Raw genomic sequence first — 13,145 nt, forward strand, 5'->3', positions numbered from 1 at the left:
CTTGATCACAAGTCTGGTTAATCAAGAGACTTAGCGAGTTCATACCCTTCAAGGATGGTTTGTAACCTAAACCATCCTTGCCATAACGTCTTTATAGAAGCACGACCTGTTCGCTTGGTATTCTTCCAACCACCTAACCGAGCAATACCGTTGTAAGCCCATGATATATTAGGCGCTTCTTTCGGTAGTTTTTTGCTCTCCAACTTGAGCCACATTAACTTCCACGCTTTGCCTTTTAATACCTGCTCACAACTGGTCTTAGATAACTCGTCTGATTCATTCATAAACCTCAATTGGAGTAACCGAGTCGCGATAAAAGCCAAAACGACGCTGAGCCTTTCTAAGTTATCCTTACTTTGCATTCTCAGTTGCTCAACTTCAGTCCCTTCACTTTTCCAGACTTTATGAAAATCTTCTATTAGCCAGCGCCGCTCATAATAACTGACGATTTTGAGTGCCTCTTCCTTGCTCGTTATCGGCTCTGAAGTCAGTAAGTGCCATGCGAGCTTATTACCACTCTCTCCTTGTTCTATACATCCCACGTAGTAAAGCGGAATGTTATCGAACTCTTTCTTGTTAGCAGGAGACTTGAGTGTCACGGGGGCATATTTGATATCTAAATGAGCCTTGCGAGCTTTACGACCGCCTTTTTGCGGTATTTCGAGCACTTTCTCTCCGGCTGATAACAGGGTAGAGGCATAGCTATAAAGACGATTATCATGCTCTTCAATACAGCGGCTTTGCATTGAGCGAACGAGGAACCTTTGTTGTTGCTCTCGCTTGTAAGTGAGGTATTCAAATAGGTCGGCTTCTCTATCGCACACAGAAATGACATCCGAAATTTTATCGCCAAGTCGCTCAGCGACATGGCGAGAGGCTTGTTCCCACTTATAACTTTCTTTCTCTTTGTATGGTCGAGTCGCATGCTGGTGCCTTTGACCTCGCTTTTCTATATCACGAGTCCAGCGCTGTTGTTCAATTAAACCAATAACAGATTGAGTGTCGGGAGCAAAAAGTAAGGTTGAGTGTACGAACATGGCGCGATGTCGATTGCCTTGATTGGAGTGCCCGAGTTCATCTCGAATGCTGCGATGGGAGTAACTGAGAGAAGTGGTGTCTTCTAAGGCAAGAAGTGTCTGTTGCTCTAATGCTTCTTGTGCAGTGACATAAAAACCCGCCTCTGCGATATCTTCTGCTTTGATTTGCTCATTACGGATGAAGCGATAAGCCCCTTCCATTTCAGCAGGGGAGATAATGAGTTTCGAGACGGGTACGCCAGGTTGCTCGGCCAGTGAGGCTGCGAGAGCAACGAGTCTTTGAGTGCGTCTAGGGTCATTAAGGTGGGCTTGACCGAACTGTTTTTGTGCCCAAAGGGTTGGCTCTATATAGGTCATGATAATCATCCTTGTCATTGCTTAGATGATCAGATCATGAAACCTAAAAATAGTTCAAAAAAAATCCCCAAGCGTGGCTTAGGGATTTGTGTATAAGAGACAGCTCGCAATGAGAGCCTTTTTAGTATTTGGCCTATCGTAGGTAATTAGATCACCATGATCCAAAAGCCCCTATAGCGCTATCTTATTCTTCGATCTGATAGATCACATTGACACGATCACGAATGGTGATCGTTGAGTCTTCATAAGAGTTCGATTCTGTTCTTGCATCCATCGCCATTGAACGCATTAGTACAGGCTGAGAAGATTGTGCATTGTAATCAACACGCCAAACATCACCTAGCTCACGCTCAAAACCACTCGCTAATGATTTAGCTTTTGATGTCGCATCTTTAATTGCTTCTAAGCGCGCTTGCTCTTGATACTTAGCTTGGTCGCGAACTTGCAGCTGGATGTTGTCGATCTGATTAATGCCCTGCCCGATAGCAATATCCATGTACTCGTTCAGATTAGCGAGCTCATTGACCTGAACAGTCACATTACGTGAGGCTCGGTAGCCAACCAGTTCCGGTTTGCCATCTTTCGGGTAATGATATTGAGGAGATAAATACAGGTTCGAGCTGTGAACACTCGCCTCATCAACACCTGCTTGATGCAGCTTATTTAGAAAGCCCGTTACCACTTTATCAACAGTACTTTTAGCCTGTTCAGCCGTCATCGTTGACTCTACCACTCTCACTGAGAATGTCGCCATATCTGGTGTCGCGATGACTTCACCATAACCTGTTGTTGAAATATGCGGAAAGGATGGAGAGTCAGCCAGTGATGGAAAGCTCACAGCACTCAACGCAGCAGTAAGAGTAAGAGACGTTGCTAACATCTTTGGTACAAACTTCATTAGGTAGACCTATGCTAAACAAATGTCCTTCCATCATAGAGTAATTTATCGTTTAGCCAATCCTGATTGTGCACATCTAACAGAACTTTGACGCTGAAAAAACCAACAACTTACTGAGGTAAATGATTGTGAGCAAAACTTAATATCGCCTGGGATACCTCTTTTAGCACCCCACTCTCAAGCTGCCAATGGTGCCAATAGATGCGATAAGACAGCAGAAAGCCAGGGGTAATATCAATCAAAGCACCAGACTCTAGTTCCTCGATAATCTGCAATCGAGGAATCAAGCAATAGGCAACACCCGATAATGCCAAGCGCACAAATGCTTCTGAACTGCCGACCGTATGATTGATCACACTGTCTCTCGGTACGTTAAAATGATCATGCAGAAATTTCTTATGCAGATCATCGTATTGATCATAGGAAACCGCAGGTGCTTTGCTTAAGGTGGCGTAGTTTACGCCCTCTGAAAAGTAACGCTGATGAAAATCAGGACTCGCCACACACACATAGTCCATACGACCGAGGTAGTCAGCACTGCATCCAGGAATCGCTTGGGGCTCTAAACTGATCGCACCGGCAACCTCACCGCTTTTTATTTTTTCAATGGTTCTAGACTCACCATGAATCGCGAGGTTCAACTCGACTTGACGAGACTTCATCACATCCGACAGTGCAGGTAACAACCATGTCGCCAAACTATCAGCGTTGGTGGCTATGGATATCGATAGTGGTTGAGTACCCTCTTCATTCATTAACTCAGGCACAAGCTCGTGCTCTAACAAGCGAACACGACGATACAAACCCAACAGCTTTTTTCCTGCTGGTGTAGGCCTTGGTGGGTTTTCTCTCACCAGCGCAGGCTGGGCTAACCACTTTTCTAGCTGCTTGATACGTTGGGACACCGCTGATTGGGAGATGTATAACTGCTCAGCGGCTCTCTCAAAGCTACGTTGTTTCACAACGGCATCCAGTGCTTCAATCCATTTATAATCCAATCCACGCATCAATTTGCTTCCTTTTTAAGCTAACCCAACACCACATTAGCAACTCTAATAATAGATTAAAATCATTAATTATACTTATTTAAAGGGTCGGAGTATCTTCGCCACATAGCACGTAAATATCGTTAATTAAGTGGAGGTTAAAATGAGTTTTTGGGTTTTATTACAAGGTTTTGGTCTAGGGGCGAGCATGATCATCCCTATTGGCGCTCAGAATGCGTACGTCCTAAATCAAGGGATAAAACGCAATCATCATTTAACGACAGCAACGATTTGTAGCCTGCTCGATACTCTGTTTATCTCATTAGGTATTTTTGGCGGCGGAGCGATCTTGTCGCAAAATGAATTACTACTTACCTCCGTGACATTAGGTGGCATCGCTTTTCTGACTGTGTATGGTTTGTTGTCGCTACGCAGTGCATTCAAAGTGCGCACCAGTGATGAATCGAAAGGTGAGATATTGGCGCGTGGCAAGCGCACCGTTATTTTAGGAGCATTGGCAGTAACAGTATTAAACCCACACCTCTATTTGGATACCGTGGTAATTCTTGGTTCGATTGGCGGACAGTTTGAAGGTAACGACAGAATTGCGTTTGCTATGGGGACTATATTGGCTTCGTTCGTCTGGTTTTACTCCTTGTCACTGGGCGCTGCAAAGCTAGGCCCAACGCTATCGAAACCCAAAGTTAAGAAAGGCATCGATATCGCGGTAGCAACCATGATGTTCGCTATTGCCCTTGTGCTCGCCAATGGACTCATTGAGCAGTACGGCTAAATCCGTTCATATTGAGTCATCCACAAACTTAACTCATCAAAAAAAAGGCGGATAACCTAAGTTATCCGCCTTTCCTTATAAAAGCTTATAGCTAAAAAAACTAACTAGAGATTAAGCTTCTACTTTATTCATGTGTACATCCATTTGCGGGAATGGGATTTCGATACCTTCGTTATCCAAGCCTTCTTTGATTGCTTGCATCAGGTCGAAGTAAACATTCCAGTAATCAGCAGTGCTGACCCAAGGACGAACAACAAAGTTAACTGAAGAATCCGCTAGTGTGTGAACACCAACTTGAACACCTGGCTCTTTCAGTACACGCTCATCAGATTCACAGATCTTAGTCAGTAGCGCTTTTGTCTTTTGAAGATCGGCGTTGTAAGAAACACCAATCATTAGATCAATACGGCGCGTATCATGACGAGAGTAGTTAGTAATTGGGCTACCAATAACGCTGCCGTTAGGTACTACAACCATTTTGTTGTCTGGTGTTGTTAGAACGGTTTGGAAGATCTGAATTGAATCAACTGAACCTGCTACACCACCAATTTCCACGTAGTCACCAGACTTGAATGGACGGAATGCAACGATAAGTACACCCGCAGCGAAGTTAGATAGTGAGCCTTGTAACGCTAAGCCTACCGCTAAACCAGCCGCACCAATAACAGCGACTACAGATGCAGTTTGAACGCCTAAACGACCAAGTGCAGCAATTAAAACAATAACAAACAACAAGTAACGAACTAAACCATGGACGAATTCCACAACTGCTCGGTCCATTTTCTTCTTCTGAAGAACCTTAGACACGCTATTCGCTACTGCTTTAACAATAAGATTACCAATAAATAGAATTATCAGTGCTGAGATAATGTTTACACCGTATTGAATAAACAGATCTGAGTTATTTGTTAACCACTGCTCTGCGTGAGACAAACCATCCACAATTGGAGTCTCAAGCGCTGTCGAACTATCAGCCATAATGTGCATCCTCTATATAATATGCTATGAGCTAAACTGTCTTAAGCCAAAATCACTTAACAATAAGAAACAGTTCAAAGCCTGTTAAGTCATTGTGTTAAAAGTAAATTAAAGCTAAGTCCTTTTTATAAACTGAACCAAGTCCAATTTTTCGGCACGATATCCTATCTTTGACAGATTGCAAAGTCATATTTATGTAAGCTTTTGAATTAATAAAACTTACCAATAAACGCAAATACCGATAACTAAAAGACTACGAAATTTATTCACCGTAGGCTAGGTTTTTCACATATTTAATACAAGTTTTTATCAGACATAAAAAAACCCGCTCAATGAGCGGGTTTTTAAAACTTAAAGAGTACTTAATTCAAAGAATTATAGTACGTCTACAGCATTAAGGTCAGCGAATGCTTTCTCAAGACGAGTAACCATTGAAGACTGAGCAGCACGTAGCCATACGCGTGGATCGTAGTACTTCTTGTTTGGCGCAGCTTCGCCAGTTGGGTTACCGATTTGACCTTGTAGGAAATCGAAGTTATCAGCAGAGTACTGACGGATACCATCCCAAGTTGCCCACTGTGTATCAGTATCGATGTTCATTTTGATAACACCGTAGCCAATAGACTCTTGGATTTCTGCTTCAGAAGAACCAGAACCACCGTGGAAGACGAAGTTTAGAGCGTTAGGTGCAATACCGAACTTCTCTGCACAGTATGCTTGAGAGTCACGTAGGATAGTTGGAGTAAGTACAACGTTACCAGCTTGGTAAACACCGTGTACGTTACCGAAAGATGCAGCGATAGTGAAACGTGGGCTAACAGCCATTAGCTTCTCGTATGCGTATGCTACGTCTTCTGGAGAAGTGTAAAGCTCAGATGCGTCCATATCAGAGTTATCAACGCCATCTTCTTCACCACCAGTACAACCAAGTTCGATCTCGATTGTCATGTCCATTTTAGCCATGCGAGCTAGGTAAGTAGCACATGTTTCGATGTTCTCTTCTAGAGACTCTTCAGAAAGGTCTAGCATGTGAGAAGAGAATAGAGGCTTACCAGTTTGTGCGAAGAACTCTTCACCAGCGTCTAGTAGACCGTCGATCCATGGTAGAAGTTTCTTAGCTGCGTGGTCAGTATGCAGGATAACTGGAACACCGTAAGACTCAGCGACAGCGTGTACGTATTTTGCACCAGCTACAGCACCAAGAACTTGTGCGCCTTGACCTTCAAGTTTAACGCCTTTACCTGCGAAGAATGCAGCGCCGCCGTTAGAGAACTGAACAACAACTGGAGACTTAACTTTAGCAGCCGCTTCTAGTACTGCGTTAATAGAGTCAGTACCAACAACGTTTACTGCAGGAAGAGCAAATTTGTTTTCTTTTGCTACTTCAAATACTTTCTGTACGTCATCGCCAGAAATTACACCAGGTTTTACAAAATCGAAGATCTTAGACATGGAAATAGTCCTATTTATTCTATTCGTTTTAAGATAAAAAACTTAAGTTTAAAAATTTGCAATCGTTTGCTCACAACTTCCGCTATTCTAGCAAATAAGTGTGATATGCAGCAAACGTTAAAAGGCGAGATTCGTATCTCGCCTTTCTAAATCAATTACGCTTTAGCACGCTCTTCAAGCATAGCTACTGCAGGAAGTACTTTGCCTTCAACAAACTCAAGGAAAGCACCGCCACCAGTAGAGATGTAAGAAACATCTGCTTTGATACCGAACTTGTCGATAGCTGCTAGCGTGTCACCACCGCCCGCTACTGAGAAACCTTCAGAGTCAGCGATTGCTTTAGAAATACCAGCTGTACCCGCTTCGAAGTTCTTGAATTCGAATACACCTACAGGGCCGTTCCAAAGAATAGTTTTCGCGTTGCCGATGATTTCAGCTAGAGCTGCAGTTGAATCAGGGCCAAGGTCGAAGATCATATCGTCGTCTTGAACTTCAGAAACGTGCTTGATTTCAGCTTCTGCGTTTTCGTCGAATGCTTTAGCACATGCAACGTCAGTCGCTACTGGGATAGCACACTCTTTCATTAGCTTCTGAGCTGTTTCAACTAGGTCAGCTTCGTATAGAGACTTACCTACGTTGTGGCCTTCAGCAGCGATGAACGTGTTCGCGATACCACCGCCAACAACAAGTTGGTCAGCGATTTTAGAAAGAGACTCTAGAACGGTTAGTTTAGTAGAAACTTTAGAACCACCAACGATAGCCACTAGCGGGCGAGCTGGGTTGTCCATTGCTTTACCAAGCGCTTCAAGCTCAGCAGCTAGAAGAGGACCAGCACATGCTACAGGAGCGTAAGTACCCACACCGTGTGTAGACGCTTGAGCACGGTGAGCTGTACCGAATGCATCCATTACGAAGATGTCACATAGTGCAGCGTATTGCTTAGAAAGAGCTTCTTCGTTCTTCTTCTCGCCTTTGTTAAAGCGAACGTTTTCAAGAACAGTTAGTTCACCAGCGTTTAGCTCAAGACCATTTACGTAATCTTTCGCTAGTTTAACGTCACAGTCTAGTGCGTCGTTTAGGTAGTTAACTACAGGAGCTAGAGAGAACTCTTCGTTGTACTCGCCTTCAGTAGGACGACCAAGGTGAGAAGTAACCATAACTTTTGCGCCAGCTTCTAGGCAAAGTTTGATAGTTGGTAGAGATGCAAGGATACGTGCATCTGAAGTTACTTTACCGTCTTTTACTGGTACGTTTAGGTCAGCACGGATGAATACGCGTTTACCTGCAAGTTCCAGGTCAGTCATCTTGATCACAGACATGATTTGTCCTCTCAAATTTAAATAAAAATAAAGTTTTGGAAACTCAGCAACCCTGCTAAGCCTATAAATTATTCAACTGGTAATACTTTAACTGCTAATAATATGTGGACACTTAGCATTTATTTCAAGCTAAAAAATAAATAATCCACACATTTGCTTCTAGGTCTTACTTCTTGCCTTCTGAAGCTTGCATTGCAAGAACCGTATCCAGCATTCGGTTCGCAAAGCCCCATTCATTGTCACACCACACCAGCATTTTCACTAAGGTGCCATTGCTCACTCGAGTTTGTGAACCATCAACGATTGCGCTATGGGGATCGTGATTAAAGTCGATGGAAACGAGCGGCGCTTCAGTATAGTCAACTATATTGTGTAATGTACACTGGGAAGCATTAACAATGGTTTGATTTACGTCATTAACTTTCACATTTGTATTAATTGTGACACTTAAATCCATCGCAGTGACGTTTACCGTCGGCACACGCACAGATATCGCTTCGAACTTGTTAGAAAATTTCGGGAAGATTCTTTCAATGCCTTTATGTAATTTGGTGTTGACAGGAATGATAGATTGGCTTGCCGCTCGAGTACGACGCAAGTCGCTATGGTATGCATCAATAACTTGCTGATCATTCATTGAAGAGTGAATGGTCGTAATGGTGCCGGACTCAATACCAAAGGCATCATCAAGAACTTTAATGATAGGGACAATACAGTTAGTGGTGCATGAACCATTGGAAACGATTCGGTGGTCAGCTTCGATAGTATCGTGATTCACACCATAGATAATGGTGTTATCAAGGTCGTTAGCACCAGGGTGTGAAAACAGTACCTTTTTAGCTCCAGCAGCGATGTGCGCTAGGCCATCATCTCGGCAACCGTAAACACCGGTACAATCGAGAACAATATCGACTTCAAGATCACGCCAAGGCAACAGTTCAATATCAGCCAGATGCAAGATACGAATGGTATCAAACTCGCCTTTATCTTCAGCACCAATGCCATGATGAACATAAATGTGCTCTTGATCATTAGAGATTTTCTTGCCGAAGCGGCCGTGACTGGTGTCGTACTGCAATAGGTGAGCCATAGCGTCAGGTTGAGCAAGCTCATTGACCGCTACTACTTTGATTTGTTGGCTTTTGCCACTTTCATAGACAGCGCGCAATACATTGCGCCCTATTCGTCCAAATCCATTTATCGCGACTTTTAGCATAGTTCCGTACATCTAACCAAAATTTCGTGCAACAGATGATAACTGAATCCTATTCAAAGCGCATTAATTGAGTGGTATAACTCGACAAAAACAATCCATTAACATGGCATATCAGCCATTTCAATGTAATCATAAAAAATGAGTTTTACCTAATCCTACTGCTATTTCTAACCTAGTTTTCTCAACCAAAGGAAAAGGTTATGTCTGGATTTCCAGCGACTCATTTTTGTAAAACGTGCAATAAAGAAACGCCACATAGTGAAGTTCTTGTTCGCCAAACAAGCAGCTATGATACCGACAAAACTTTGTTAGGAAGAATAAAGCTGTTTGCTAATTCAATTATCAATGGTGGTCATTACTACAACATGGATCGTTACGTTGAATGTAAGGTCTGTGGGACTAGAGAACTTGATAATTGGGGAAATGAATTCGAGTAACTCATGTTTCTGAAAGCCAAATAAAAAACCGAGCCAGTGGCTCGGTTTTTTTCTATTCGCGTTACAACGAATGATTAAGCAAGAAGCTCTTTTGCAGTGTTTACTACGTTTTCAGTAGTGAAACCGAACATCTTGAATAGCTCGCCTGCTGGTGCAGATTCGCCGAACGTTGTCATGCCGATGATCTTGCCACCGAAACCAACGTATTTGTACCAGAAGTCAGCGATACCAGCTTCTACTGCGATACGCGCTGTAACGTCAGATGGCAGTACAGACTCACGGTACTCAGCGTCTTGCTTATCGAACGCGTCAGTTGCAGGCATAGATACTACGCGTACTTTCTTGCCTTCAGCTGTTAGTTCAGCAGCAGCGCTAACCGCTAGCTCAACTTCAGAACCTGTAGCGATGATGATTAGCTCTGGCTTACCAGCACAATCTTTCAGGATGTAACCACCCTTGGCGATGTTAGCTACTTGCTCAGCGTCACGGTCTTGCTGTGCAAGGTTCTGACGAGAGAAGATAAGTGCAGAAGGACCATCTTTGCGTTCGATTGCCAGTTTCCAAGCAACAGCAGACTCAACTTGGTCACATGGGCGCCATGTGCTCATGTTTGGAGTCAGACGTAGAGAAGCGATCTGCTCAACCGGTTGGTGAGTAGGACCATCTTCGCCAAGACCGATAGAGTCATGCGTGTAAACTTGAATGTTCTGAACTTTCATCAGAGCAGCCATACGCATCGCGTTACGAGCGTATTCCATGAACATTAGGAATGTTGCGCCGTATGGTACGAAACCACCGTGCAGAGCGATACCGTTCATGATCGCCGTCATACCGAATTCACGTACACCGTAGTGGATGTAGTTACCTGAGAAGTCGTTCGCTTCAAGCGACTTAGAACCAGACCACATAGTCAGGTTAGAAGGCGCAAGGTCAGCAGAGCCGCCCATGAATTCAGGTAGCATAGCACCAAACGCTTCTAGTGCGTTTTGAGATGCTTTACGTGATGCGATGTTTGCTGGGTTAGCTTGAAGATCAGCAATGATTGCGTTTGCTTTCTCTTCCCACTCAGCTGGAAGATCGCCGTTAGTACGACGTTTGAATTCAGCTGCTAGCTCAGGGTGAGCCGCTGCGTATGCGTCAAACTTAGCATTCCACGCTGCTTCTTTCGCTGCGCCTGCTTCTTTCGCATTCCACTCAGCTGCGATATCAGCTGGAATTTCGAAAGGACCGTGTTCCCAACCAAGTGCCGCTTTAGTTGCTGTGATTTCATCAGCACCTAGTGGAGCACCGTGACAGTCGTGCGTACCCGCTTTATTTGGTGAACCAAAACCGATAATAGTCTTAGTACAGATAAGTGTTGGACGAGGATCCGCTTTAGCCGCTTCGATAGCCGCATTGATTGCGTCAGCATCGTGACCATCAACGGCTGGGATTACGTGCCAGCCGTATGCTTCAAAACGCTTAGGTGTATCGTCAGAGAACCAACCTTCAACTTCGCCATCGATAGAGATGCCGTTGTCATCCCAGAAAGCAACCAGCTTACCAAGACCTAGCGTACCCGCTAGAGAACATGCTTCGTGAGAAATACCTTCCATCAAACAACCATCACCCATGAACGCATAAGTGAAGTGATCGACGATGTCGTGGCCTTCTTTGTTGAACTGTGCAGCCAATGCTTTTTCAGCCATCGCCATACCAACAGCGTTGGTGATGCCTTGACCCAGAGGACCAGTCGTTGTCTCGATACCAGGAGCGTAACCGTACTCTGGGTGACCTGGAGTCTTAGAGTGCAGTTGACGGAAGTTTTTTAGGTCTTCAATTGAAAGCTCGTAACCTGCTAAGTGAAGCAGAGAGTAAATCAGCATAGAACCATGACCGTTAGACAGGATAAAACGGTCACGGTCAGCCCACTCTGGGTTTGCTGGGTTATGGTTCAAGTGGCCACGCCAAAGAACTTCAGCGATGTCAGCCATACCCATAGGTGCGCCTGGGTGGCCTGAGTTTGCTTGTTGAACACCGTCCATGCTAAGTGCGCGGATTGCATTGGCTAGATCTTTACGAGAAGGCATGTCTGCTCCTGGATACATAAGCGATTTAAAAAAGAGATAGATGCTAAAGTTTTCATTTTTATTAGCGCGGGTATTCTCTCAAACGACTATAGCGACTGCAAACGTTTTACTGGTACTTTAACGGTCATTTTCCGCAATTTTCGATCATTTACACCACTTAACAATGGCTTCCCCCTATCAACACGCAAACGTTTAGTTATGACATATCCTAAAAAAGAGCTTGTAATTCGACCGTTGGAATTTAAAATAGCCGTCTAGATGTAGAAACACCTACAAAATATACTGTATTGAATGGCGGCGCTTCCTCGATTGCGACGGCATAAATTATTTGCATTTAACTATTTGCAACTAAAAACTAAACTAAAAGTGGAGCTCTCATGGCTAAGCACCTATTCACTTCTGAATCTGTTTCAGAAGGCCATCCAGATAAAATTGCAGACCAAATCTCAGATGCTGTTCTTGATGCCATCATTGAACAAGATCCAAAAGCACGTGTTGCTTGTGAGACTTACGTAAAAACCGGCATGGTTATGGTTGGCGGTGAAGTAACCACGTCTGCATGGGTTGATATCGAAGAAATCACTCGTGAAACAGTTCGTGAAATTGGTTACGTTCATTCTGATATGGGCTTTGACGCTGACTCTTGTGCAGTACTAAACACAATTGGTAAGCAGTCTCCAGACATCAACCAAGGTGTTGATAAAGCCGATCCTAAAGATCAAGGCGCAGGCGACCAAGGTATCATGTTTGGTTACGCGACTAACGAAACACCAATCCTAATGCCAGCTCCAATTACTTACTCTCACCTTCTTGTTAAGAAGCAAGCTGAAGTACGTAAGAGCGGCAAGCTTGACTTCCTTCGCCCAGATGCGAAATCTCAAGTAACGTTCCAATACGACCAAGGTAAGATCGTTGGTATCGATGCTGTTGTTCTTTCGACTCAACACTGTGATTCAGTAACAACGCCTGACCTACGCGAAGCGGTAATGGAAGAGATCATCAAGCCAGTACTTCCTGCTGAGTGGATCAATAAAGACACTAACTTCTTCATCAACCCAACCGGCCGTTTTGTAATCGGTGGTCCAATGGGTGACTGTGGTCTAACAGGTCGTAAGATCATCGTTGATACGTACGGCGGCGCAGCTCGTCACGGTGGCGGTGCATTCTCTGGTAAAGATCCATCAAAAGTTGACCGTTCTGCAGCTTACGCAGCGCGTTACGTTGCGAAAAACATCGTGGCTGCTGGCATGGCTGACCGTTGTGAGATTCAACTGTCTTACGCTATCGGTGTTGCAGATCCAACATCTATCATGGTTGAAACGTTTGGTACTGAGAAAGTAGCGCACGAAATCATCATTGAAGCGGTTCGTCAAAACTTCGACCTACGTCCATACGGTCTTCAAGAGATGCTGAACCTTCTTCAACCTATCTACAAGCAGACTGCTGCATACGGCCACTTCGGTCGCGAAGAGTTCCCTTGGGAAGCAACTGACAAAGCAGCTATCCTTGCGGACTTCGCAGGCCTGTAAGCATTACGTAACACGCTTAGCTGAAACGTAATTTTAAAAGCCTCTGTTCTCAGAGGCTTTTTTCTTTCTATTCT

11 protein-coding genes are annotated in these 13,145 nt (G+C 44.2%); 3 read left to right on the top strand and 8 right to left on the bottom strand.

Going from position 1 to position 13,145, the window contains the following annotated elements:
- Positions 1-17: 17 nt before the first annotated feature.
- The 3 genes from OCV30_RS13135 to OCV30_RS13145 form a co-directional block, all read right to left on the bottom strand.
- Complete coding sequence (locus tag OCV30_RS13135) at positions 18-1,394, bottom strand: IS4 family transposase (protein ID WP_102305277.1); 1,377 nt, start codon at positions 1,392-1,394, stop codon at positions 18-20.
- A gap of 184 nt (positions 1,395-1,578) precedes the next feature.
- A complete protein-coding gene (locus OCV30_RS13140; protein ID WP_065679472.1) occupies positions 1,579-2,292 on the bottom strand; it encodes an oxidative stress defense protein in 714 nt (237 codons plus the stop codon).
- 110 nt (positions 2,293-2,402) lie between these two features.
- Positions 2,403-3,299, bottom strand: coding sequence for a LysR family transcriptional regulator ArgP (locus OCV30_RS13145; RefSeq protein ID WP_009847668.1), 897 nt, complete (start codon positions 3,297-3,299; stop codon positions 2,403-2,405).
- Between the two features lie 142 nt (positions 3,300-3,441).
- On the opposite strand from OCV30_RS13145, the gene OCV30_RS13150 reads away from it, so the two are divergent.
- The gene (locus OCV30_RS13150; protein WP_065679473.1) at positions 3,442-4,071 is read left to right on the top strand and encodes a LysE/ArgO family amino acid transporter; all 630 of its coding nucleotides are present in this window, start codon (positions 3,442-3,444) and stop codon (positions 4,069-4,071) included.
- Between the two features lie 111 nt (positions 4,072-4,182).
- Here the strand turns inward: OCV30_RS13150 and mscS are convergent, their stop codons facing one another.
- The 4 genes from mscS to epd all read right to left on the bottom strand — a co-directional run bounded on the left by mscS (position 4,183) and on the right by epd (position 9,036).
- Positions 4,183-5,049, bottom strand: coding sequence for a small-conductance mechanosensitive channel MscS (gene mscS, locus OCV30_RS13155; RefSeq protein WP_029405993.1), 867 nt, complete (start codon positions 5,047-5,049; stop codon positions 4,183-4,185).
- Between the two features lie 375 nt (positions 5,050-5,424).
- Complete coding sequence (gene fbaA / locus OCV30_RS13160) at positions 5,425-6,501, bottom strand: class II fructose-bisphosphate aldolase (protein WP_009847671.1); 1,077 nt, start codon at positions 6,499-6,501, stop codon at positions 5,425-5,427.
- Positions 6,502-6,656: 155 nt separating this feature from the next.
- Positions 6,657-7,820, bottom strand: a complete 1,164-nt coding sequence (locus tag OCV30_RS13165; protein WP_009847672.1) for a phosphoglycerate kinase — start codon at positions 7,818-7,820, stop codon at positions 6,657-6,659.
- A 166-nt stretch (positions 7,821-7,986) separates the two neighbouring features.
- Positions 7,987-9,036, bottom strand: coding sequence for an erythrose-4-phosphate dehydrogenase (gene epd / locus OCV30_RS13170; RefSeq protein ID WP_065679474.1), 1,050 nt, complete (start codon positions 9,034-9,036; stop codon positions 7,987-7,989).
- A gap of 200 nt (positions 9,037-9,236) precedes the next feature.
- On the opposite strand from epd, the gene OCV30_RS13175 reads away from it, so the two are divergent.
- Positions 9,237-9,473 carry a hypothetical protein gene (locus OCV30_RS13175; RefSeq protein ID WP_012604808.1) on the top strand — a complete coding sequence of 79 codons (237 nt, stop codon included), beginning with the start codon at positions 9,237-9,239 and terminating at the stop codon, positions 9,471-9,473.
- Between the two features lie 74 nt (positions 9,474-9,547).
- Here OCV30_RS13175 and tkt read toward each other — a convergent pair whose 3' ends face one another.
- On the bottom strand, positions 9,548-11,542 hold the full coding sequence (gene tkt / locus OCV30_RS13180) for a transketolase (protein ID WP_065679475.1): 1,995 nt from the start codon (positions 11,540-11,542) through the stop codon (positions 9,548-9,550).
- 377 nt (positions 11,543-11,919) lie between these two features.
- Here tkt and metK point away from each other — a divergent pair, with 377 nt between their 5' ends.
- Positions 11,920-13,071, top strand: a complete 1,152-nt coding sequence (gene metK, locus OCV30_RS13185; RefSeq protein ID WP_009847676.1) for a methionine adenosyltransferase — start codon at positions 11,920-11,922, stop codon at positions 13,069-13,071.
- The last annotated feature ends 74 nt before the right edge of the window (positions 13,072-13,145 follow it).

Source organism: Vibrio atlanticus, assembly GCF_024347315.1.
GTDB classification, from domain to species: Bacteria; Pseudomonadota; Gammaproteobacteria; order Enterobacterales; family Vibrionaceae; genus Vibrio; species Vibrio atlanticus.

Excerpts from the sequence above, each read along its gene's own strand:
- OCV30_RS13135 (WP_102305277.1), bottom strand. The coding sequence starts at position 1,394 with ATGACCTATATAGAGCCAACCCTTTGGGCACAAAAACAGTTCGGTCAA.
- OCV30_RS13140 (WP_065679472.1), bottom strand. The coding sequence starts at position 2,292 with ATGAAGTTTGTACCAAAGATGTTAGCAACGTCTCTTACTCTTACTGCT.
- OCV30_RS13145 (WP_009847668.1), bottom strand. The coding sequence starts at position 3,299 with ATGCGTGGATTGGATTATAAATGGATTGAAGCACTGGATGCCGTTGTG.
- OCV30_RS13150 (WP_065679473.1), top strand. The coding sequence starts at position 3,442 with ATGAGTTTTTGGGTTTTATTACAAGGTTTTGGTCTAGGGGCGAGCATG.
- mscS (WP_029405993.1), bottom strand. The coding sequence starts at position 5,049 with ATGGCTGATAGTTCGACAGCGCTTGAGACTCCAATTGTGGATGGTTTG.
- fbaA (WP_009847671.1), bottom strand. The coding sequence starts at position 6,501 with ATGTCTAAGATCTTCGATTTTGTAAAACCTGGTGTAATTTCTGGCGAT.
- OCV30_RS13165 (WP_009847672.1), bottom strand. The coding sequence starts at position 7,820 with ATGTCTGTGATCAAGATGACTGACCTGGAACTTGCAGGTAAACGCGTA.
- epd (WP_065679474.1), bottom strand. The coding sequence starts at position 9,036 with ATGCTAAAAGTCGCGATAAATGGATTTGGACGAATAGGGCGCAATGTA.
- OCV30_RS13175 (WP_012604808.1), top strand. The coding sequence starts at position 9,237 with ATGTCTGGATTTCCAGCGACTCATTTTTGTAAAACGTGCAATAAAGAA.
- tkt (WP_065679475.1), bottom strand. The coding sequence starts at position 11,542 with ATGCCTTCTCGTAAAGATCTAGCCAATGCAATCCGCGCACTTAGCATG.
- metK (WP_009847676.1), top strand. The coding sequence starts at position 11,920 with ATGGCTAAGCACCTATTCACTTCTGAATCTGTTTCAGAAGGCCATCCA.